Raw genomic sequence first — 21,367 nt, forward strand, 5'->3', positions numbered from 1 at the left:
CCTACCGCGACAGGCGGATCGGCAGCGCCTTCAGACCGTTGTTCAGATTGGATCTGATGCGGCGGGCGTCGCCGATCTGCTCGATCGTCGGGAATCGCGCGAACAGCTCCTCGAAGAAGACGCGGCCCTCCAACCGGGCCAGGTGCACACCGAGGCAGTAGTGCTGTGCGAGTCCGAAAGACAGGTGCGGGTTCGGGTTTCGCCGGATATCGAAGCGCTGCGGGTCGTCGAAGACCTGCTCGTCGCGATTGGCGGAGGTGTACCACATGGCGACCTTGTCCCCGGCCTTGATGGGTACGCCCCGGATTTCGGTATCGGCGGTGGCGGTGCGGCGGAAGTAGTGCAGCGGGTTGGCGTAGCGCAGGATCTCCTCCACCGCACCGGCGATCAGAGCAGGGTTGTCGCGCAGGGCCCGCAGCTGTTGCGGATGTTGCAGCAGCAGGTGCAATCCCGACGACAGCATGGTTTTGGTGGTGTCATTGCCCGCGGTGACGAGCTGGGTGAAGAAGCTGCCGAATTCGAGGTCGGTCATGGCTTGTCCGCCGTACTGCCCCGCCAGAATCAGCGAGGTGAGGTCGGCGCGCGGCGCTTCGGTACGGCGCGCCATGGCGAACTGAATGGCGTAGACGGCCATCTTGGTGACCTCGGCGGTGGCATCGAAATCACCGACCAGCTCCGGATCCTGTTGGCTGGTGGACTGTTCGGCCCAATGCCGGATACTCGGCCAGTCGGCGGCCGGAATCCCGAACAGCCCACCCACCACCTGGCTCGGCAGCACGCCCGCGACGTCGTGCACGAATTCCACCTCGCCGTCCACGCTGTCCAACAGCTGCACGGTGAGCTCCCGGATCCGGTCTTCCAGCTCACCCATCACCTTGGCCTTGAAGTGTTCCGCGAGGGGCTTGCGATATTCGGTATGCCGCGGCGGATCCATCATGAGCAACATATTGCGGGTCATTTCGAGGCGTTCGGGCGGTTGATTCTCCAGGATCACGCCCTCGCGTTCCGCCGAGAACAGCAGCGGATCGCGGGCCACGTGCGCGACATCGGCATGCGTGAGAATGGCCCAGTAGCCGGGCTCACCGGGCATCGGCTGCCAGTACACCGGCCGCGTGCGCCGCAACTCGGCGAAGATCTCGTGGATCGGCCCGTCGACGTAGAGGTCCGGATCATAGATGTCGATGACCGTGCTCACGGCCCACCTCGTATTCACTTGCGGCCTACTGGTTTCGCTTCGACGGTAAGCCGCACCGGCCCGCCGTACGCGGGCTTTCGCAATGACGATCCCGGTCAGCGGACACCCCAGATCCGCCGCCCGAACATCCATCCCGGACGATGGAGCCCATGTCACTCGAGGCCATTGTGTTCGATATGGACGGCGTACTGATCGATACCGAACCCATCTGGGAGGAGGTGCGCCGCGGCTATATCGACGAGCTGGGCGGGCGGTGGCTGCCCGATACCCAGGACCGGCTCATGGGTATGAGCACCGCCGAATGGGCCGACTACCTGAGCACCGACCTGTTGGACGGCACGCGCACCCCGGCTCAGGTGGCCGAGGAGGTCATCGACGCTATGAGCGCCCGCTACGCCGACCACCTGCCGCTGCTGCCGGATGCCGTCGACACCGTGCGGCGATTGAGCGAACGCTTCACGCTCGGCCTGGCCAGCTCCTCACCGCGCAAGCTCATCGATGTGGTGCTCGACCACATGGGCGTCACCGAACTCTTCCGCGCCACCGTCTCCACCGAGGAGGTCCCGCGCGGAAAGCCCTCGCCCGACGGCTATCTCGAAGCCGCCGGGCGCCTCGGGATCGCACCCGAGCGCTGCGCGGCCATCGAGGATTCCAGCAATGGCCTGCGCTCGGCACACGCCGCGGGTATGACCGTGATCGCCGTTCCGCACCACCGCTACCCGCCCGCACCGGATGCTCTCGGCCTGGCCGCCCACGTGGCGGACGGGTTGAAGAACGTCACCGGCGAGCTCATCGCCTCGCTCGAGGATTAGCCCAGCCCGAGTCCGGCGGCAATCGACTCCCGCGGCGCGATACCCGGTGCCATGCCTGTTGCCGCGCCGCCGTCCGACGATCCCTCATGGCATCGGAATGCGGTCGCTGACCCGCTGCGCACCCGCCGTGCGGGAAACTGGTTCGGTGACCACCGAGAACGGCCGCCCCGGACCGCCGACCGCCAGCACCTCGATCATTGTGCTGACGCTCGCCCACCGAGTCGAAGTCGAACTCGGTGCGGCACTCGCACCCCTGAATCTCACGGTTTCCCGGCTGGCGCTACTCGGGCATATCGCGAGCGTGCCGGGGGCGTCGTTCAGCGATCTGGCCCGCATGGGCGCCATCAGTGTGCAGAGCGTGCACTCGGCGATGAAGACGCTGGTGGCGGCGGGGCTGGTCCGTGACCGCACGGCGCGTGCCGGATCCGCCTCGACCATCGAGCTCACCGCCAAGGGCGCTCGCCTGCTCCGGGCCGCCGAGGACGTCATCGCCGAGGTCGACGACCGACTGTTCGGGCCGGAGGCAGACCTCGCGCAACGCCTGGTCGGCGAGGCAGCCCTGGCCGCATTCGTCGGCCGGTTCGGTTCCTGAGTCGCGACCTTCACGGCGGGCGTGAGCTCGTACACAACCTTCAACATGCCTGAAGCTCGGTGCTACGCTTCAGTCATCCTGAAGGTTGGAGGAAGTTCATGAAGCAGGTGCTGCTCTCGGTCCATGTGCTGGCCGGAATCATCTTCGTCGGCGGCTCGGCCGTCGCCGCGAGCCTGTTCCCCCGCTACGCCCCCATTGCCGTCGCCGCGGGTGAGACGCCCGCGCCGGAACGCAATCCGGCCGTGGCCCGGGCCTTCCACCGCATTACCGGCAATTACGCACTGCTCGCGATCATCGTGCCGGTCGTCGGGATCGCCCTGGCGATCTATCAGGGCCGAATGAGCGAGATCTGGATCACCATCGCCATGGCGCTGACCTTCATCGCGGGCGGCATTCTCGCCGTGGTCATCCACCCCATGCAACGCGAAGCCCTCGCCGCACCCGACGACGGCCGTCGCCTGCGCACCCTCGGCATGTTCGCGGGCATCTACAACCTGCTGTGGACCGTGGTGGTCGTCCTCATGATCGTGCGCCCCGGGGCCTGAGTACGCCCCGGAATTCGCCCGGCACTCCCGGTGTTTCGCATTGTCCGGATAGGCCTCGCATCGCCCATCCGGAGCAAATGGGAGGATCGTGCTATGTCCGAACAGACCACCGCACCGCAGACCGCCGCGCCGACCCAGGCCGCCGAACCGGTAGAGCTCTGGGCCGAACGCACCGGGACCCGGGCCTACACCGGACGCAATAACCGCGGTGGTGAGGTACTGATCGCCTCGCAGGGCGTACCCGGGGCCTTCACACCCGGCGAGCTGTTGAAGATCGCGCTGGCCGGCTGCACCGGCCTCAGTGCCGATTTCACCCTCTCCCGCCGCCTCGGCGACGACTTCGACGCCACCGTGCGCGTCTCCGGTGACGCGGACCGCGAGAACGAGGTCTACCCCGAACTCAACGAGTCGTTCGAACTCGATCTCAGCGAACTCGACGAGGAGACGCGGCAGCGATTGCTGGTCGCCGCGCAGCGGTCCATCGACCGGGTCTGCACCGTGGGCCGCACGCTCAAGGCGGGCACCGTGGTCAATCTGACTTTCAAGATCGACGAGTGACGGACGAACCGGTCCGACTGAGCGCCTGGGTGCACGGGTATGTGCAGGGCGTGGGATTCCGCTGGTGGACCCGGTCCCGCGCCCTGGAACTCGGTCTCGTCGGCTACGCCCGCAATCACCGCGACGGCCGCGTACACGTGGTCGCCGAGGGCCCGCGCCAACACTGCGAGGCGCTGCTCGAGCTATTACGCTCCGGCGATACCCCTGGGCGCGTGGACCTCGTTGTGGAAGACTGGGGCGCCGTACAGGGCGATATGAGCGGATTCGAGGAGCGTTAGTGGCCGGGGAGTTCCCAGAGGACGAGCGTCCGGATCGCCCTGTCGCGGAAAACACGCCGCCTACCACGCCGGGCTTCGAACCTCTCATTCCCCCAAGCGAATCCGACGCCCGGCAGCGCGGCAGTATGCAGCGGCAGGAACCCGGCGTCACCGCGCCGCGCCCGCCGACCGTCGCCGAGGCGCGGGCGCGCGAGAAGGCGCGCAAACGCGCCGAGGAGCAGGCGCGGGCGGCAGCCGACGCCGAGGCGGCCAAGAAGAAGCAGCGGAAGAAGCTGCTCATCGGCGGAGCCGCCGTAGTCGGCGTGGCCGGTCTGGTCGGCGGCGGATACCTGGCCTACAGCGCCATTACCGCGCCCGAGGTGACCGCCTACTGCACAATTATCGCCAAGAAGGGTGAGCGGGTCCCCATCGGCAATGGCGAGACAATCGTTGCCACGCAGGACAATCAGGAGATCGTCGTCCCGGACAACTACTGCGAGACCGCCTCCCGGTCCGGCGGCAGTGGCAGCGGTGGCATCTTCATCCTGGCGGGCAGCCAGTACCGCTACTACTACGGCGGCGGTAACAACACCGTCGGCAAGCCCCCCGTCGGCGGCACCACGGTGAAACCCAAGGGCGCGTCGATCAAAACCAAGAGCGGAACAACGATCCAGCGCGGCGGGCTGGGCACCAAGATCGGCGGCGGGTCGTAATGCGGCGCATGCGCGGTAACCCACGCGCCAGCTGGAAGCAGACCATCGAGAGTCAGGGCCTGGTATACGGGACACCCGGTCGCGATGCCAACGGTGAACCGCGGCCCTACTGGGACGAATCGGTGCACTACGAATTCGATATGGACGAGATCCTGGCCCTGGAGGCTCAGGTCGAGGTCCTGCACACCATGTGCCTGCATGCCGTCGAGCAGATCGTACTCACCAATCGTTTCGCCGATTTCGGTCTGCCGCAATGGAGTTGGGAACCCATCGCCAATTCCTGGAAGCGTTCCGACCCGCATATCTACGGCCGCTTCGACCTGCGCTACGACGGTCGCGGCCCGGCAAAGCTGTTGGAGTACAACGCCGATACACCGACCTCCCTGGTCGAGGCGGCAATTGTGCAGTGGCACTGGCTCACCGATACCCACCCGGACGACGACCAGTGGAATTCACTGCACGAGAACCTAGTAGCGCGCTGGGGTGAACTGCGCGATGTACTGCCCACCGGCGAACTGCACTTCGCCTGGTCCGGCGCCGATGCCAGCGGCGAGGACAATGTCACCACCGCCTATATGCAGGAGACCGCCGCCGAGGCCGGATTCGACACCACCGCACTGCCACTCGAAGAAATCGGCTGGGATCTCGAACTGGAACGGTTCGTCGATCTGGCGGAAGCTCCCATCGAATCCATCTTCAAGCTGTACCCGTGGGAATGGGTGCTCGACGACGATTTCGGTAAACGCGTGGTGAATTCGCTGCCGCAGACCATGTGGATGGAGCCGCTGTGGAAGACGCTGCTGTCCAATAAGGCGCTGCTGGCGGTGCTCTGGGAGATGTACCCCGGCCACCCCAATCTGCTGCCCACCTACCTCGACGATCCACATGAGCTCACCGAGTACATTCGCAAACCCAAGCTCGGCCGCGAGGGCGCGAATATGACCATTGTCGGCGCGGGGATGGAAACCGCGACCGGCGGTGTGTACGGCGAGGAAGGCTTCGTCTACCAATTGCTGGATCCGCTACCGGAATTCGACGGTATGCGGCCGGTACTGGGCGCCTGGATCGTGGGCGACACCTCCGCCGGCCTCGGAATCCGCGAAACCGCCGGCCTGATCACCGATGATGGGGCGGCCTTCGTCCCACACCGCATTCCGCAACCCTGACTTCCCACCTACCTGGAGGACAAACGATGACCACTACTCTCGCGCTCGAAGCGGGGTACTGGAGTTCGCTCGGCCGTGGCGTCGGGGCGATCCTGTGCTACGCCGTCCTCGGCCTGGCGCTGATGCTGCTCGGCTTCTACGCCGTCGACATCACCACCCCCGGCAGCCTGCGGCAGATGGTCGCCGAAGGCCGCCCGAACGCGGTGCTGGTGAGCGCCAGCGGCATGGTCAGTATGGCCTTCATCGTGGTGCTGGCCATCTACTCGCAGTCGGGCAAACTCTCCGAGGGCCTGATCGCCGCCTTGACCTTCGGCCTGGTCGGCATTGTGGCCCAGGTGATTTCGGTACGCATTGTGGAGTGGGTGATCGGCATCGATATCGGCGCGCTGCTGAGGGACCCGAACTACACCTCCGCCGCCGCCATGGTGGCCGCCGCGCACGTATCCCTCGGCCTCGTGGTCGCCGTCGCCATTCTCTGAGCGAAGACCGACGCGCCCGCCCGGTTTCGGGCGGGCGCGTTGTGCATTGGCGCGCTAGCGAATCCGGCTGTACTTGATGAACGCCACCCCGTCTTCGAAGATGCGACTGGACAGCACCCGGAACCGGGTCGCCTCCGGCAGGGTCGCCCCCGCACCGAACAGCGGCCGCCCCTTCCCCAGGACGATCGGATACATCCTCAGGAAGATCTGATCGATCTCCGGCATCAGCGCCTGGGCGAGCTCCCCGCCGCCACACAGCCAGATGCCGAGTCCCTTCTCCCGCTTGAGTTCCCGTACCCGGGCGATGGGATCGGCGGCGATCACCTCCACATCCGGATCCGGGCGTTCCGCCACGGTGGTCGACACCACGAACTGCCGCAGATGCGCGTATGGACTCGAGGTCCCGGTCCGGACGCCGAAATCATGTGTCTTGCGGCCCATTACGACGGTGTCGAAGGAGGTACCGGGTTTATCCATACCCAGCGCCTCACGCACCTTGGTCGGCAGCGTCTCCGGATAGTGCGCGGCGATGGCCGGGCCGTGGTCACCTCCGACCGGAAAGAAGTCCACCGAACCGCGCTCGGTGGCTATGAATCCGTCGATGGTTGATGCGACGTAGTAGGTCAGTTTGCGCATTCGTCCTCCATGGCCGCAGCTTGCGGCCCATAGGAAAAACGTTAGCGCCTCACCGGGATCGCGGCGAGGGCGTCGTCCTGGCTAGATCCTGAGAATCCCACTCGGCGGGACCGGGAGAGCGACGCGGCGGCGCAGATATGCGAGTTCAGCCGCGCGGGCGCGGCTGGCAGCGCGGGCAGGAGAACGACGACCGGTTCATGAACTTCTCGCGCACCATCGGCGCCCCGCAGCGCGGGCACGGCTCACCCTCGCGGCCGTAGGCGTTGAGGGCGCGTTCGAAGTAGCCGGACTGGCCGTTGACATTCACATACAGCGCGTCGAACGAGGTGCCACCGGCGCGCAGCGCCTCCCCCATGACGGCCTGGGCCTCGTTGAGCAGTTCGTGCAGCGCGGCCCTGGACAGTTTGGCGGCCACCCGCTCCCCGTGGATTCCGGCCCGCCACAGCGCCTCGTCGGCATAGATATTGCCGATACCGGACACCACCGTCTGATCCAGCAGCACCCGCTTGATCTCCGAGTGCTTGGCACGCAGGGCCTTCACCACGGCATCGGGATCGAAAAGCGGGTCGAGGGGATCGCGCGCGATATGCGCCACCGCATCGGGCAGCAGTGTGCCGCCCACCTCGACCAGCGGTGCTAGCATCCAGCCCCCGAAGGTGCGCTGATCGATGAATCGCAGTTCACTGCCCGAATCGAGGGTGGCGACGATATGCGCGTGCTTCTCCAGCGGCGTACCGCCGGGCTGCACCAGCATCTGCCCGCTCATCCCGAGATGGACGACGAGTGCGGTATCGGGCTCATCGAAGGTGAGCCACAGGAATTTGCCCCGACGTTCGGCCGCCTCGACCCGGAGACCACACAGGCGAGCGGCGAGATCATCGCCACCGGGCACGTGCCGTCGCACCGAGCGCGGATGTTTGACGGTGACGGATTCGACGACGCGGCCCGCCACATGCTGGGCGAGCCCGCGTCGTACGACTTCGACCTCGGGTAGTTCGGGCATCAGGCGTGCGAGTTCTTCGCGGGATCTTCGGCGCCCGAGCCGCTCTCGACATGCAGAGACTGATAGGCGGCACCCGCCGCCTTCTGCTCCGCTTCCTTCTTGGAGCGGCCGATCCCCTGACCGTAGGACTGACCACCGATCACCGCGGTGGCGGTGAACTCCTTGTCGTGGTCGGGTCCGGTCGAGGTGATCTCGTAACTGGGAACGCCGATACCGCGTTCCGCGGTCAGCTCTTGCAGACTGGTCTTCCAGTCCAGGCCGGCACCCATGCGGGGGCCGCGCTCGAGCAGATCCGCGAACAGGCGCAGCACTACGGTGCGGGCGACATCGATGCCGTGCTGCAGGTGCACCGCACCCAGCAGCGATTCCATGCCATCGGCGAGAATGCTCGGTTTGTTCCGGCCGCCGGTGAGCTCTTCGCCCTTACCGAGCAGCAGGTATCGACCGAGCCCGCCCTCGCCCAGACCGCGCGCCACCTCGGCGAGCGCGTGCATATTGACCACGCTCGCCCGCAGCTTCGCCAGCTCGCCCTCGGACTTCTCCGGGTGCTCCAAATAGAGGCGTTCGGTAATGCTCAGACCGAGCACCGAGTCGCCCAGAAACTCCAGGCGTTCGTTGGTCGGCAGTCCGCCGTTCTCGTACGCGTACGAGCGGTGGGTGAGGGCGAGGCGCAGCAGGTCCGGTTGCACATCGACACCGAGCGCCTCGAGCAGGCTGTTGTGGTCGGCCGAGTCGCCTACGGCGGCGGCTGAGATGTCGGCCGCGTCCTTGCTGGCGGTCACGATTGCGCTACCGGGGCTTTGCGAATCAGACGGCAGCGGTGACCTGGCGGCCCTTGTAGGTGCCACAGCTCGGGCACGCGGTGTGCGGCAGGGTCTGCTGGCCGCAGGCACGGTTCGGGCAGGTGATCAGGGTAGGCGCAGCGGCCTTCCACTGGCTCCGGCGCGAGTGGGTGTTGGAACGAGACATCCGGCGCTTCGGAACGGCCACGACTACTTCTCCTCTGAATCTGAATCGGCTGACTGGGGTGGCACGGTGCCATTGGCACCGGTACCGGGGTGGGAACCATCTGCATCCGCCGCGAAAGTGGCGAGCTTGGCCCAGCGAGGGTCAAGTATCTCATGGCCGTGGTCGGAACTCGCAATTGCCATCCGTACACCGCATTCCGGGCACAGGCCCGCGCAATCCGGTTCGCACAGCGGCTGCAGCGGCAGCTCCAGGCCGACGGCGTCGATGACCACCGGTTCCAGGTCGACCATATCGTCGACCAGGCGGTGGACCTCGTCTTCCTCGGTGGTTTGCTCGGTAGCGCTGTTCGGGTAGGCGAACAGCTCGGTGAGTTGCAGCTCGAGTTCGTCGGTGAACGATTCGAGACAACGCGAGCATTCGCCCTCGATCGGCGCGCGCACCGATCCGGTGACGAGCACACCCTCGGACACCGACTGCAGGGTCAGATCCATCTCGACCTGCGCACCGACGGGAATGCCGACCATTTCCAGGCCGATCCTCGCTGCGGTGGTGACGGTGCGATGCACATCCTTGCGCGAGCCGGGGGCACGTCCGAGACTGCGTACGTCCAGCACGAAACCAGCGTCGATAATCGTCGGACGACGATGACGCTCGTTGGAACCGGATTGGGCGGACATCACGAACTCACTCACGCTCGGGGTGGAATGGGCAACCACTCGACAATACTGGACGGGCGCTGCCCAGCCCAAATTGGCCTACCCCGATCCGCCCGACGTCAGCGGCGGAACTCGGCCGCGTAGTCCGGCATGCTCGGCGCGGGCCGCACCTGCGAGCGACCGCGGCCGACGACGCGCAGCGCGCCGTGCAGTGTCTCCTCGAAATCGGCGAGCTTGCCGTCGACATATTGGTCGCATTCCTCGCGCAGGCGATCGGATTCGGCCTGGGCGGTATCGATGAGGCGCGCGGATTCGGCGTGCGCGGCGCGGACCACCTCGGTCTGCGAGACCAGGCGATCCTGTTCGGCCTTGCCGTCGGCGACCGAGCGGTCGTAGGACGCCTGACCGGCGGCGATCATGCGCTCGGATTCGGTGCGCGCGCGGCCGGTGACGGCCTCGAATTCGGCATTGCCCTCGGCGACGGTGCGTTCGGCTTCCTGTTCAGCCGTGGCGACCAGGTGTTCGGCGTGGGCAATGGCCTCGGCGACCATGCGGTCGGCATGCGCCTTGGCGTCGGAGAGGATGCGGTCGGCCTCGTCGCGAGCGCCCGTGACGGTCTGCTCGGCCTGCTGATTGGCTCCGGTGACCGCGGTTTCGGCGGCATCGCGGGCATCGGTGACGATCTTGTCGCGATGATCGAGCACGTCCTGGGCGTCGTCGAGTTCGCCGGGCAGCGCCTCACGCACATCGTCGAGCAGCTCCAGGACCTCGCCGCGCGGCACGATGCAATTGCGGGTCGGCGGAATCCCGCGCGCCTCTTCGACAATGGCGACGAGCTCGTCCAGTGCTTCGAATACCCGGTACATAACTGCTACCCCACTTCTCCTGCCGGACTCACGGCGAGACGCTCCGCTTGCCCCAGTGTGCCCCGAGCCGCCGCTGTCAACTGTGTGCCGGTTCGGCGTGTCGGGTGTCTGTTTCATCGCACAGCGAGTGTCTCGTAGACCACAGAAATATATGGAGGCTCACCCTCCGGTTCCTGTTATATTTGTCTGCGAAGCGCAGCCGGACACTCCGGACGGGCTCCGCAAGGTGGCGGGAAGGGTGTGAAAACCCTTGACAGTTCCGATCTGTTCAGTACAGACTGAACAAACAGAACTAGAGAACATCCGCCGCTCCGCGACCCATCAGGTCAGGTTCGGCGAGTTCGATCGGAAGAGACAATGACTGTCCTGGATCTACCGCGGCGGGCCACCCTCCCCACCGCCGATGCCCTCACCATCTATACAGATGGCTACCGCACCAGGTTCGGACAGCTCGGCGTTTTCCTTCGCGGTGACCATGCCTTCGCGCAACTGATCCGCTTCGCTCTGGTGGGCGGGCTCAGCAATATCGGTTATCTGCTGCTGTTCCTGGCGCTCTACGGCGAGGGTGCGCAGCTGGCCAACCTGGCCGGATCAGTGGTGAGCACCACGATGGCGAACGAGCTGCACCGGCGACTCACCTTCCACGCTTCCGGACGGGTGTCGTGGTACACCGCGCAGCTCGAGGGCGGGGCGCTGGCGCTGACCGGTCTGGCCATCACCTCCGGCGCGATTGCCGCATTGGAGTGGGGCGCACCGACACTGGGCGATCTCGCGCAGGCGGGTGCCGTACTCGGGGTTACCGCCGCGGTCGGCACGCTCCGGTTCCTCACCTTGCGGCTCTGGGTCTTCTGAGACCACCCCTTCTCTCCAGGTCCCGCACCACTGTTCGAACGTGGTGCGGGACCTTTGTTTTCGGTCCGGGAAGTCCTCGGGTGCGAAGAGGGGAACCGCGCTGGGGTGTGGCGCGTCAAAGGAGGCATAGAAGCTTTGGTGCCAATTCCTTTGGAGGTCAGCCGTGAAGCGTAGTGCGGGTTGCCGGATGGTGTGGCGAGGCGGGTCGGGGACCAGAATCCGGGAGCGACGGGCGATCGCCGGGCAGCCCTGCGCCCGGCACGTCGGCGGCCGGACGCCCGACCCGCGGTCGGGCCGATGACGGCCGCGAATGAGCCGTGCACGCCATCGAGCGCGGTAATCGAGACGGCGGGACCGGCGGCGACCGCATCGACCGGTCCGGAATCGGCCCCGGCGTGCGACGGGCTGGTGCATCGGCGGCGCGATGCCGTACTGGGCGGGGTCAGTGACGACGAGATCCGGCGGCGGTGTGCGGGCGGGGCATGGCGGCGGGTGCGCCGCGGGCTCTATGCCGATCAGGCCGTCTATGCCGATCTCGGTGCGGCACAGCGGCATCGGCTACTGGTCGAGGCGGTGGTGCCGGGGCTATCGGTGGAGGCCATCGTGAGCCATCAGTCGGCGGCGGTGCTATACGGGGCTCCGCTGTGGGTGTCGGAACTGGAGCGGGTGTGCGTAACCCGAAATCGACGCGGTGGCGGGCGCATTCGAACGGATGTGAAGGTGCACTGCGCGCCGGTGGACGCGGTGGTGGAGCTGGACGGGCTGGCGGTCACCACCCCGGCACGCACGATTGTGGACCTGGCGCGCACCCTGCCGTTCGAGGCGGCCGTGGTGGCGGGTGACGCCATGGCCCACCAATTCGGGGTTACCGCAATCGATCTGGAGGCCGAACTCGGGACTGCGAAGCGGCGGCACGGGTGCACCATGGCGCATCGGGTGGCGGAATTTCTGGATCCGCACAGCGCGAGCGTGGGGGAATCACGCAGCAGAGTGATGTTCCGGCGCCTCGGGCTGCCGGTCCCGCTGGCGCGCGGCGAGGTGTACGCGCCGGACGGACGGCTGGTGGACACGGTGGACTGCTACTTCGGTGACACGGGCGTGGTCGGTATCTACGACACCCGCCTCCCCCACCGGCGACACCTACCATCGGGCCACACCGCCTGCGATGTGTCGCGCACCGAGCAGCGCCGCGAAGAAGCACTGCGCGCCTTGGGGTTCCAGGTCGTGCGCTGGACCCGTGCCGAACTGACGAGCCTCGAGGTGGGCGCACGCGTCCGCGTCGCCATCCAGCGCGCCCGCCGCATCCGCCCCACCGGCTTCATCCGCCAGGCCGCGCTGCCGGTGCCGCGACCGCTCACCGTTCGCAGGCTATAGCCGAGGTATCCGCGCCCATGCGATCGCGCATGGGCGCGGTCCGCTCACTGACGCCGTTCGGCGATGCGGGCCATCAGGCGTTTGTGGACGGATTCGGGGAGCAGGTCGGCGATATCGCCGCCGAGGGTGGCGACTTCCTTGATCAGGGAACTGGAGACGAAGCTGTAGGCCGGGCTGGTGGCGATGAAGTAGGTATCGACGCCGGTGAGTTTGCGGTTCATCTGCGCCATCTGGAATTCGTAGCCGAAGTCGGTGGCGTCGCGCAGGCCCTTGATGATCGCGGTGATGCCCTGCTGGCGGGCGAAGTCGACCAGCAGGCCCTGCCAGCGCTCCACACGCACATTCGGCAGGTGCGCGGTCGTCTCGCGGGCGATCTCCAGGCGTTCGTCGATGGTGAACATGCCCTGCTTGTTCGGATTGACCACCACCGTGACGACCACCTCGTCGAATTGCGCCGCCGCGCGGGCGATCACATCGAGATGTCCGTTGTGCACCGGGTCGAAGGAGCCCGGGCAGATTGCTCCAGCCATGCGCCGACGTTACCGCATGTGTCGCGACAGCCATCGAGTCACGGCCCCGGGTGTGGGGTCGGACAGGCGGCCGACGTCGGGGCGCGCGGCCCACTTCGATGGCGCTCGTCCACCCACCGACCTCATCGCACCGAACGGTGAATACGTCCAGCGCTTCGCATGAACCGTTGCGGCGGGGACGGATTCCGGCCTGCCGTATTCGAGCGTCGCTATCAGGACGCCGGTTCGAACTCGGCCAGGTCGAGACGGGTTTCGCCGTAGGTGCGCGATTTCAGCGGGTAATAGCCTGCGGGCCAAGCGAGTTCGGGTGATCGTCGGGCGCGTTCCACCACGATCAGCGCGTCGTCATGGAGCCAGCCGTTCGTCGCCAGGGCCTCGAGGTTCGCGATGACCTCGGTGACGTCGACGGCATAGGGCGGATCGGAGAACACCAGGTCGTAGGGGCCACCCGCAGGTGGGACCGCGAGTACCGAGGCCACTGCGGCTCGGCGCAGTTCGGCTCCGGGAAGGCCGAGGTCGCCGATATTGCCGCTGATCACCGCGCCCGCCTTGCGGTCGGATTCGACGAGTAGCGCATGGGATGCACCGCGCGACAACGCCTCCAGACCGAGTGCGCCCGACCCCGCGTACAGATCGAGCACCCGCGTGCCGTCGAAATCCATGCGGGCGGCGAGCACGCTGAACAGTGCCTCACGCACCCGATCGGAAGTGGGACGCGTACCGGCGGGCGGGACGCGCAGGCGACGCCCGCCTGCCGAGCCCGCGACAATGCGCGTCATCGCGTTGCTTCCCGGTCCCCCGGACGCGGCGAGAACATCGGCGCGCCAGCCCTTCCCCGCTTCGGCGTGTGTGGCTGCCCGCCGAGTTCGGTGTGCGAACCCCCGGTCGCGTGGGCCTTCCGCGCTCGCGTCCGGCTCACTCCGCCGCTGCCTCGGTGAGGCTCATATCGATCAGCAGGTCGCCGCCCTCCACCTGCTGGACCTTGCTGATGGCGACGCGCTTGACCACACCGGCGCGCGGGGCGGTAATGGCGGCCTCCATCTTCATGGCCTCGATGGTGCCGATGGTGTCGCCCGCGGCGATGGTGTCGCTCTCGGAGACGGCCAGGGTGACCACGCCCGCGAACGGTGCGGCGATATGGCCCGCATTGGTCTTGTCGGCCTTCTCGGCGGTGGGCACCTCGCTGGCGATGGAGCGGTCGCGAACGGCGACCGGACGCAACTGGCCGTTGAGAATGCACATGACGGTGCGCATACCGCGTTCGTCCGGCTCGGAGATGGCTTCCAGCCCGATGAGCAGGGTGACGCCCTTCTCGAGTTGGACGCGGTGTTCCTCGTCGTGGCGCAGGCCGTAGAAGAACTGGTTGGCCGACAGTCCGGTGGTATCGCCGTATTTCTCGCGGTGGGTAAGGAATTCGGCGGTGGGGCCGGGAAACAGCAGCCGGTTGAGGGTGGCACGGCGCTGATCGGAGGTGCCGTTGAGGCCCGCCTCATCCTCGGCCGTGAGTTGGTTTTCCGGTTTGGCCGAACCACGCCCGGCCAGCGCCCGGCTGCGGAAGGGTTCGGGCCAGCCGCCCGCCGGAGTGCCGAGTTCGCCACGCAGGAAACCGATTACCGAGTCGGGGATGTCGTAGCGGCCCGGATCGGTGGCGAAGTCCTCGACATCCACCCCGGTGCCGACCAGCGCCAGGGCGAGGTCGCCGACCACCTTGGACGACGGGGTGACCTTGACCAGGCGGCCCAGCAGTCGGTCGGCCGCGGCGTATTTCGCCTCGACCTCCTCGAACTGATCGCCGAGGCCGAGCGCGATGGCCTGCTGGCGCAGATTCGACAGCTGACCGCCGGGAATCTCGTGGGTGTAGACGCGACCGGTCGGGCCGGGCAGCCCGGATTCGAAGGGGCCGTAGACCTTTCGCAATGCCTCCCAGTACGGCTCGAGATCGCAGACGTTCTGGAGGTTCAATCCGGTGTCGTACGGCGAATTCGCGCTCGCCGCGACAATGGCCGACAGCGGGGGCTGGCTGGTGGTGCCCGCCATCGGCGCGCTGGCTCCGTCGACGGCGTCCGCGCCCGCCTGCCAGGCGGCGAGGTAGGTGGCCAGCTGTCCGCCCGGGGTGTCGTGGGTGTGCACGTGCACCGGCAACTCGAATTCCCGGCGCAGCGCCGTGACCAGCGTGGCCGCGGCGGGGGCGCGCAGCAGACCGGCCATATCCTTGATGCCGATAATGTGCGCCCCGGCCTCGACGATCTGCTCGGCGAGCTTGAGGTAGTAGTCGAGGGTGTAGAGATCCTCGTCGGGATTCGACAGGTCGCCGGTGTAGCTCATGGCGACTTCCGCTACGGCGGTACCGGTTTCGCGCACCGCGTCGATCGCCGGGCGCATCTGGTCGACATTGTTGAGCGCGTCGAAGATGCGGAAGATGTCGATACCGGTGGCGGTGGCCTCGGAAACGAAAGCGCGCGTGACCTTTTCGGGGTACGGCGTATAGCCGACGGTATTGCGCCCACGCAACAGCATTTGCAGGTTGATATTGGGTACGGCCTCGCGCAGGGCAGCGAGCCGCTCCCACGGGTCCTCGTAGAGGAACCGCAGCGCAACGTCATAGGTTGCGCCGCCCCAACATTCGATGGACAGCAGTTCCGGCGTCAGCCGCGCCACATGTCCGGCGACGTCCAGGAGACCGTTGGTGCGCACGCGCGTCGCCAGCAGCGACTGATGCGCGTCACGGAAGGTGGTATCGGTGACAGCCACCGCCGACTGCTTGCGCAGCGCCTGCGCGAACCCTTCCGGCCCCAGTTCGAGCAGCCGCTGCCGCGATCCGGCGGGCGGCGGCACGGTCAGGTCGAGGGCGGGCAGCTTATCGTGCGGATACACCTTGGTCGGCCGCTGTCCGTGCGGCTTGTTCACGGTGACGTCGGCCAGGTACTGCAGGATCTTGGTGCCACGGTCGGCGGAGGAGCGCAGCGTCAGCAGCTGTGGCCGCTCGTCGATGAACGAGGTGGTGACCCGTCCGGCGCGGAAGTCCGGATCGTCGAGTACCGCCAGCAGGAACGGGATATTGGTCGTGACGCCACGAATACGGAATTCGGCGACCGCCCGCCGTGCCCGCGCGATGGCGACCGAGAAGTCGCGGCCACGGCAGGTGAGTTTCACCAGCATGGAGTCGAAGTACGCGCCGACCTCGGCGCCGACATTCGCGCCACCATCGAGACGCACACCCGCGCCACCCGGGCTGCGGTAGCCGGTAATGCGGCCGGTATCGGGCCGGAACCCATTGGCCGGATCCTCGGTGGTGATGCGGCATTGCAGCGCCGCACCGCGAATGGTGATCGAATCCTGGCTCAGGCCGAGTTCTTCCAGGCTCTGTCCGGCCGCGATCCGCATCTGCGCCTGCACCAGGTCCACATCGGTGATCTCCTCGGTCACCGTGTGCTCGACCTGGATACGCGGATTCATTTCGATGAACACGTGATTGCCGCGCTCATCCAGGAGGAACTCCACGGTGCCCGCGCAGCTGTAATCGATCTGCTTGGCGAACTTCACCGCATCCGCGCAAATCCGGTCCCGCAGAGCCGGATCCAGGTTCGGGGCGGGCGCGAGTTCGATGACCTTCTGATGCCGCCGCTGCAGCGAGCAGTCGCGCTCGTACAGGTGGATCACATTGCCGTGCTGGTCGGCGAGGATCTGCACCTCGATGTGGCGGGGGTTCACCACCGCCTGCTCCAGGAAGACCGTCGGATCGCCGAACGCGGATTCGGCCTCCCGCGCGGCGGCCTCGATGGCTTCGCGCAGTTGCGCCCGGTCATCGACCTTGCGCATACCGCGACCGCCGCCGCCGGCGACCGCCTTGACGAAGACCGGGAAGTTCATCTCCTCGGACGCGGCGACGAGCGCGTCCACATCGGCCGACGGTTCGCTGGAGTTCAGCACCGGCAGTCCCGCGGCCTTCGCGGCGGCAATGGCGCGAGCCTTGTTACCGGTCAGCTCCAGCACCTGCGCCGACGGACCGACGAAGGTAATGCCCGCCTCCGCGCAGGCGGCGGCGAGGTCCGGGTTCTCGGAAAGAAAACCGTAACCCGGGTAGATCGCATCGGCCCCCGAGGACCGGGCCGCCTCGACGATCCCCTCGATCGACAGATACGCGCGCACCGGATGACCCTCGACGCCGATCTGATACGCCTCGTCCGCCTTCAACCGATGCACGGAATTGCGGTCTTCATGCGGGAAGACGGCGACCGTGCCGATGCCGAGTTCGTATGCCGCGCGGAAGGCGCGAATGGCGATCTCGCCGCGGTTGGCGACCAGGACTTTGGAGAACATTCGCCTAAGGTACCTGCTCCCCGGAGCGCGTTCGGTCACGATGTCCCGTTCGCAGGAATCTTCACAAGCGGGGTTGGCTCGATTGCGAAGATGTGTTCATCGAGCGGATACAAACGCTTGTGCTACCCCGCCCGGTGACCGGCGGTCATCGCGCGGCGATATGCTCTGTGATGCAGTTGGTTCGCTGTATGGGAGCCCCCGTCGGCGTCGAAACCGGATCCTCACGGCCTGTGAGTTCTTCCGGTGAGAGGGAACCCGGTGAGAATCCGGGACTGTCCCGCAGCGGTATACGGGAACGACCGCCGTCATATGCACTGGGTGAGCCCACCTGGGAAGCGATGGCTAGTAGGTCGGCCGATCAGGCCGGAGCCCGTAAGTCCGAAGACCTGCCGATTGTGCCGGGTACGCCGTATCCGGCGGCTTCCGCCTCGAGGATTGGGCGATGAACCGCAGGTGCTTCTCGCATGCCTGGTCGGTGTGCGGATGGCACGGCTGTTCGCGTCCGCGGCGGTGGCCAGTGGCTTTGGAACACTGGGAGTAACCCGTGACTATTTCACCTGCCCCTTTCACCGCGACGGTGCTCGGCATTCCGCGTATCGGGCCGCGCCGGGAATTGAAGAAGGCGATCGAGTCCTACTGGGCCGGGCGCATCGATGCGGAGAGTTTGCACGCGGTCGGGCGGGAGCTGCGGCAATCGCAGCTGACCGGCCTGTACGCCGCCGGACTGGATTCGGTTCCGGTCGGCACCTTCTCCTATTACGACCAGATGCTCGATACCGCCGTCCTGTTCGGCGCGCTCCCGCCGCGGGTGGCCGCGATCGCCGATCCCCTGGACCGCTACTTCGCGGCGGCGCGCGGTACCGAGACGGTCGCGCCGTTGGAGATGACCAAGTGGTTCGACACCAATTACCACTATCTGGTGCCGGAGATCGGGCCGGAAACCGAATTCAGCCTGCACCCCGAGAAACTGCTCGGGGAGCTGAAGGAGGCCCTCGACCTGGGACTTCCCGCCCGCCCGGTGGTGATCGGACCGCTCACCTTCCTGAAGCTGGCCAAGGGCATCGATCAGGACCCGCTGCGGCGGCTGGCCGAGCTGCTGCCGCTGTATCGGGAGCTGCTGCGGGGGTTGGCCGAGGCGGGCGCGCAGTGGGTGCAGCTCGACGAACCGGTACTGGTCACCGATCTCACCGCGGACGAGCTCGCCGTGGTGGGCAATGTTTACACCGAACTCGCCTCGGCATCGGACCGCCCGGCCCTCGTGGTCGCCACCTATTTCGGTCGTCCGGGTCCCGCGCTGCCCGTGCTGGCCTCCACTCCGGTCGAGGCCGTCGCATTGGACTTCACGGCGGGAACCACGGTCGACGATATCGTCGCGGTCGCGGCGCTGCGCGACAAGCTGGTGGTCGCGGGAGTGGTGGATGGACGCAATATCTGGCGCACCGATCCGGACCAGGCGCTGACCACCCTGGCGACCCTGCTCGGTAGTACCGGTGCACTGGTGGTTTCGTCCTCCTGCTCGCTGTTGCATGTGCCGTACTCCCTCGACGCCGAGCCCGAGCTGGATGCGGCCCTGCGCTCCTGGCTCGCCTTCGGCGACGAGAAGGTCGCCGAGGTGCGGATGCTGGCGACCGCCCTGCACTCCGGCACCGATGCCGTCACCGACGAACTGACTGTTGCCCGTGCGGCATTGGCGAGCCGGTGGGCGGACGGACGGCTGCGCGATGACACCGTGCGAGCTCGGCTCTCGGCCCTCGGCCCGGAGGCCTTGAACCGTGCCCCGGCATCGAAACGCCTGCCCTTGCAACGGGATCGGCTGGATCTGCCGCTGCTGCCGACCACCACCATCGGCTCCTTCCCGCAGACCCCCGCCATTCGCAAGGATCGCGCAGCCATGGTCAAGGGCACGATCACGCCCGAGCAGTACCGCGAGCGTATGCGCGCCGAAATCGCCGAAGTCATTGCGCTACAGGAGAAGTTGGGCCTGGATGTGCTGGTGCACGGCGAACCCGAACGAAATGACATGGTGCAGTACTTCGCCGAACAGCTCGATGGTTTCGCCGCTACCGCGAACGGCTGGGTGCAGTCCTACGGCACCCGCTGCGTGCGCCCGCCCATTCTGTTCGGCGATGTGGCGCGGCGGGCTCCCATGACGGTCGAGTGGATCGAGTACGCGCAGTCACTCACCGATAAGCCGGTCAAGGGCATGCTGACCGGCCCGGTGACCATTCTCGCGTGGTCCTTCGTCCGCGACGACCAGCCGCTCGCGGACTCCGCCCGGCAGGTGGCCCTGGCCATTCGCGATGAAACGGTGGATCTGCAGGCGGCCGGTATCCGCATCATCCAGGTGGACGAACCCGCCCTGCGCGAACTACTCCCCCTGCGCACCGAACAGCAGCAGCACTACCTGGACTGGGCGGTGGCCGCCTTCCGGCTCGCCACCTCCGGCATCTCCGACGCCACCCAGATCCACACCCACCTGTGCTACTCCGAATTCGGTGAGGTGATCGACGCCATCGCCGCCCTGGACGCCGACGTCACCTCGATCGAGGCGGCACGATCCCATATGGAGGTCCTCGACGACCTCAATGCCGCCGGATTCGCCCTGGGCATCGGCCCCGGCGTCTACGACATCCACTCCCCGCGCGTCCCGAGTGTGGAGGAAATGGAACGTTCCCTGCGCGCGGCCCTGAAGGCCGTTCCCGCTGAACGACTCTGGGTCAATCCGGACTGCGGCCTGAAGACCCGCGGCCCAGTCGAGGTGGAGGCCTCGCTGCGCAATATGCGAGCGGCCGCCGACGCTGTGCGCTGAGTTCAGCACCGCGGCCGGTATGAGGGGGCCCGCGGCCGTCCGCGGGCCCTTCCGGCCCCGATGAGCATCCGGCTCGAGGAGCGGCTACGACTGGTCGGCGGCCAGGAAACCCAGGACGTCGGAGATCGCCCGTGGATCCTTGGTCACCCCCATATGAGATGCGCCCGCGTACACGATGGCGCGCCCGTTCGGGATGCCGTCGGCGGTGCGGTGGAAATTCTCGACCGGGTAGGCGGCATCCCCGTCACCGCCGACCACCAGGGTCGGTGCGCTGATCTCTCCCAGTCGTCCGCTCAGGTCGAAGTCATCCTCGGCGCGAATGAAAGCCAACATGGCGGCCGGATCCCGGGGGCGCGCCAGCGGGTCGAACAGCCACATGGCCGCACCTACCAGGCGGGCCAGCACCGGCGATTTGACGCTGACGGCCGCGAGGTTGTGCATTCCCCGCCGCCCGACCGCGACCGCCTCGCCATAGTTCATCTGGGCGGCCCGGACGGGTGGCTCGAGCCGGTATCCCGATGACATGATCACCAGTTTCCGGACACTATCGGGGTGGTCCGCGGCCAATTGCAGAGCGACCGAGCCGCCGGAGCTGACGCCGATCACATCGACGGGTTCGCCGAATTGCGCGCGCAGGGCCTCCGCGTGTTCGGTGGCGATATCCGCCATGGTGGTGCCCTCGGCGGTGCCGGGTGCCCGGTTCACCGCGTACACACGGTGGTGGCGGGCCAGCGGGGTCAGCGTCTTGATTTCCGCATCACGCAGCCACCCCGTCGGATTGGCGTGATTCGGGGTGAACCAGCGCAGGAACACCAGCGGCCGCCCCTTCCCGAGCGCCAGGTACGGCAAGCCGTGCTGCAGGGTTCCTTCGACAATATCGAGTTCGGCCGCACGCGCTGATTTCGTCATGACACCTACCGTGCCCCATCGAAATTCGACCGTCCAGCATCTAGCACTTATGGCAGTGATCACCGCTGGTTATGGAGCCACGGACGGGGTCCTCGAACCGAACGCAAGGTAGGGCAGACCGTGCGC

Annotated in this window: 22 protein-coding genes and 1 riboswitch; of the genes, 11 read left to right on the top strand and 11 right to left on the bottom strand. The window is 66.9% G+C overall.

The window, feature by feature from the left end; all coding sequences use genetic code 11:
- Position 1 precedes the first annotated feature (1 nt).
- The gene (locus NU1_RS24885; protein WP_067525045.1) at positions 2-1,195 is read right to left on the bottom strand and encodes a cytochrome P450; all 1,194 of its coding nucleotides are present in this window, start codon (positions 1,193-1,195) and stop codon (positions 2-4) included.
- A 149-nt stretch (positions 1,196-1,344) separates the two neighbouring features.
- On the opposite strand from NU1_RS24885, the gene NU1_RS24890 reads away from it, so the two are divergent.
- The 8 genes from NU1_RS24890 to NU1_RS24925 all read left to right on the top strand — a co-directional run bounded on the left by NU1_RS24890 (position 1,345) and on the right by NU1_RS24925 (position 6,317).
- The gene (locus tag NU1_RS24890) at positions 1,345-2,007 is read left to right on the top strand and encodes an HAD family hydrolase (RefSeq protein ID WP_067525047.1); all 663 of its coding nucleotides are present in this window, start codon (positions 1,345-1,347) and stop codon (positions 2,005-2,007) included.
- A 145-nt stretch (positions 2,008-2,152) separates the two neighbouring features.
- On the top strand, positions 2,153-2,599 hold the full coding sequence (locus NU1_RS24895; protein ID WP_067525049.1) for a MarR family winged helix-turn-helix transcriptional regulator: 447 nt from the start codon (positions 2,153-2,155) through the stop codon (positions 2,597-2,599).
- 98 nt (positions 2,600-2,697) lie between these two features.
- The gene (locus NU1_RS24900; protein ID WP_067524792.1) at positions 2,698-3,144 is read left to right on the top strand and encodes a hypothetical protein; all 447 of its coding nucleotides are present in this window, start codon (positions 2,698-2,700) and stop codon (positions 3,142-3,144) included.
- A 93-nt stretch (positions 3,145-3,237) separates the two neighbouring features.
- On the top strand, positions 3,238-3,702 hold the full coding sequence (locus NU1_RS24905; protein WP_067524794.1) for an OsmC family protein: 465 nt from the start codon (positions 3,238-3,240) through the stop codon (positions 3,700-3,702).
- The gene (locus NU1_RS24910; RefSeq protein WP_067524796.1) at positions 3,699-3,980 is read left to right on the top strand and encodes an acylphosphatase; all 282 of its coding nucleotides are present in this window, start codon (positions 3,699-3,701) and stop codon (positions 3,978-3,980) included. Before NU1_RS24905 ends, NU1_RS24910 begins: the two co-directional genes overlap by 4 nt.
- Positions 3,980-4,672 (top strand): hypothetical protein, encoded by a 693-nt coding sequence (locus tag NU1_RS24915; protein WP_245720295.1) that lies wholly within the window; start codon positions 3,980-3,982, stop codon positions 4,670-4,672. Before NU1_RS24910 ends, NU1_RS24915 begins: the two co-directional genes overlap by 1 nt.
- On the top strand, positions 4,672-5,838 hold the full coding sequence (locus tag NU1_RS24920) for a glutathionylspermidine synthase family protein (RefSeq protein WP_067524798.1): 1,167 nt from the start codon (positions 4,672-4,674) through the stop codon (positions 5,836-5,838). Before NU1_RS24915 ends, NU1_RS24920 begins: the two co-directional genes overlap by 1 nt.
- Positions 5,839-5,864: 26 nt before the next feature.
- Positions 5,865-6,317: a DUF350 domain-containing protein gene (locus tag NU1_RS24925; RefSeq protein WP_067524802.1), complete on the top strand. Its 453-nt coding sequence runs from the start codon at positions 5,865-5,867 to the stop codon at positions 6,315-6,317.
- 54 nt (positions 6,318-6,371) lie between these two features.
- On the opposite strand, the gene NU1_RS24930 is transcribed toward NU1_RS24925, so the two are convergent.
- From NU1_RS24930 to NU1_RS24950, 6 genes are all read right to left on the bottom strand, one after another.
- Positions 6,372-6,953, bottom strand: coding sequence for a dihydrofolate reductase family protein (locus tag NU1_RS24930; protein WP_067524807.1), 582 nt, complete (start codon positions 6,951-6,953; stop codon positions 6,372-6,374).
- Positions 6,954-7,098: 145 nt separating this feature from the next.
- Positions 7,099-7,956 (bottom strand): bifunctional DNA-formamidopyrimidine glycosylase/DNA-(apurinic or apyrimidinic site) lyase, encoded by an 858-nt coding sequence (gene mutM / locus NU1_RS24935; RefSeq protein ID WP_067524808.1) that lies wholly within the window; start codon positions 7,954-7,956, stop codon positions 7,099-7,101.
- Positions 7,956-8,738, bottom strand: a complete 783-nt coding sequence (gene rnc / locus NU1_RS24940) for a ribonuclease III (protein ID WP_371859836.1) — start codon at positions 8,736-8,738, stop codon at positions 7,956-7,958. The genes mutM and rnc overlap by 1 nt, the downstream gene beginning before the upstream one ends.
- A gap of 25 nt (positions 8,739-8,763) precedes the next feature.
- A complete protein-coding gene (rpmF, locus tag NU1_RS40625) occupies positions 8,764-8,946 on the bottom strand; it encodes a 50S ribosomal protein L32 (protein ID WP_084521778.1) in 183 nt (60 codons plus the stop codon).
- A 2-nt stretch (positions 8,947-8,948) separates the two neighbouring features.
- Complete coding sequence (locus tag NU1_RS24945) at positions 8,949-9,602, bottom strand: YceD family protein (RefSeq protein WP_067525055.1); 654 nt, start codon at positions 9,600-9,602, stop codon at positions 8,949-8,951.
- 98 nt (positions 9,603-9,700) lie between these two features.
- A complete protein-coding gene (locus tag NU1_RS24950; RefSeq protein ID WP_067524809.1) occupies positions 9,701-10,447 on the bottom strand; it encodes a DivIVA domain-containing protein in 747 nt (248 codons plus the stop codon).
- A 357-nt stretch (positions 10,448-10,804) separates the two neighbouring features.
- Here NU1_RS24950 and NU1_RS24955 point away from each other — a divergent pair, with 357 nt between their 5' ends.
- Together NU1_RS24955 and NU1_RS24960 are read left to right on the top strand one after the other, a co-directional pair.
- Positions 10,805-11,299 (top strand): GtrA family protein, encoded by a 495-nt coding sequence (locus tag NU1_RS24955; RefSeq protein ID WP_067524810.1) that lies wholly within the window; start codon positions 10,805-10,807, stop codon positions 11,297-11,299.
- A 297-nt stretch (positions 11,300-11,596) separates the two neighbouring features.
- On the top strand, positions 11,597-12,673 hold the full coding sequence (locus NU1_RS24960; RefSeq protein ID WP_245720296.1) for a hypothetical protein: 1,077 nt from the start codon (positions 11,597-11,599) through the stop codon (positions 12,671-12,673).
- A gap of 44 nt (positions 12,674-12,717) precedes the next feature.
- On the opposite strand, the gene coaD is transcribed toward NU1_RS24960, so the two are convergent.
- From coaD to NU1_RS24975, 3 genes are all read right to left on the bottom strand, one after another.
- Positions 12,718-13,203: a pantetheine-phosphate adenylyltransferase gene (gene coaD / locus NU1_RS24965; protein ID WP_067524811.1), complete on the bottom strand. Its 486-nt coding sequence runs from the start codon at positions 13,201-13,203 to the stop codon at positions 12,718-12,720.
- Between the two features lie 212 nt (positions 13,204-13,415).
- Positions 13,416-13,982: a 16S rRNA (guanine(966)-N(2))-methyltransferase RsmD gene (rsmD, locus tag NU1_RS24970; RefSeq protein ID WP_067524814.1), complete on the bottom strand. Its 567-nt coding sequence runs from the start codon at positions 13,980-13,982 to the stop codon at positions 13,416-13,418.
- A 136-nt stretch (positions 13,983-14,118) separates the two neighbouring features.
- Positions 14,119-17,523 carry a pyruvate carboxylase gene (locus NU1_RS24975; RefSeq protein ID WP_067524815.1) on the bottom strand — a complete coding sequence of 1,135 codons (3,405 nt, stop codon included), beginning with the start codon at positions 17,521-17,523 and terminating at the stop codon, positions 14,119-14,121.
- Positions 17,524-17,730: 207 nt separating this feature from the next.
- A riboswitch (cobalamin riboswitch) is annotated at positions 17,731-17,931 on the top strand.
- Positions 17,932-18,067: 136 nt separating this feature from the next.
- Here NU1_RS24975 and metE point away from each other — a divergent pair.
- Complete coding sequence (gene metE, locus NU1_RS24980) at positions 18,068-20,332, top strand: 5-methyltetrahydropteroyltriglutamate--homocysteine S-methyltransferase (RefSeq protein ID WP_067524817.1); 2,265 nt, start codon at positions 18,068-18,070, stop codon at positions 20,330-20,332.
- 84 nt (positions 20,333-20,416) lie between these two features.
- On the opposite strand, the gene NU1_RS24985 is transcribed toward metE, so the two are convergent.
- The gene (locus NU1_RS24985; RefSeq protein WP_067524818.1) at positions 20,417-21,241 is read right to left on the bottom strand and encodes an alpha/beta fold hydrolase; all 825 of its coding nucleotides are present in this window, start codon (positions 21,239-21,241) and stop codon (positions 20,417-20,419) included.
- Between the last annotated feature and the right edge of the window lie 126 nt (positions 21,242-21,367).

Origin of the sequence: Nocardia uniformis NBRC 13702 (assembly GCF_001613345.1) — a bacterium.
GTDB lineage: Bacteria > Actinomycetota > Actinomycetes > Mycobacteriales > Mycobacteriaceae > Nocardia > Nocardia uniformis.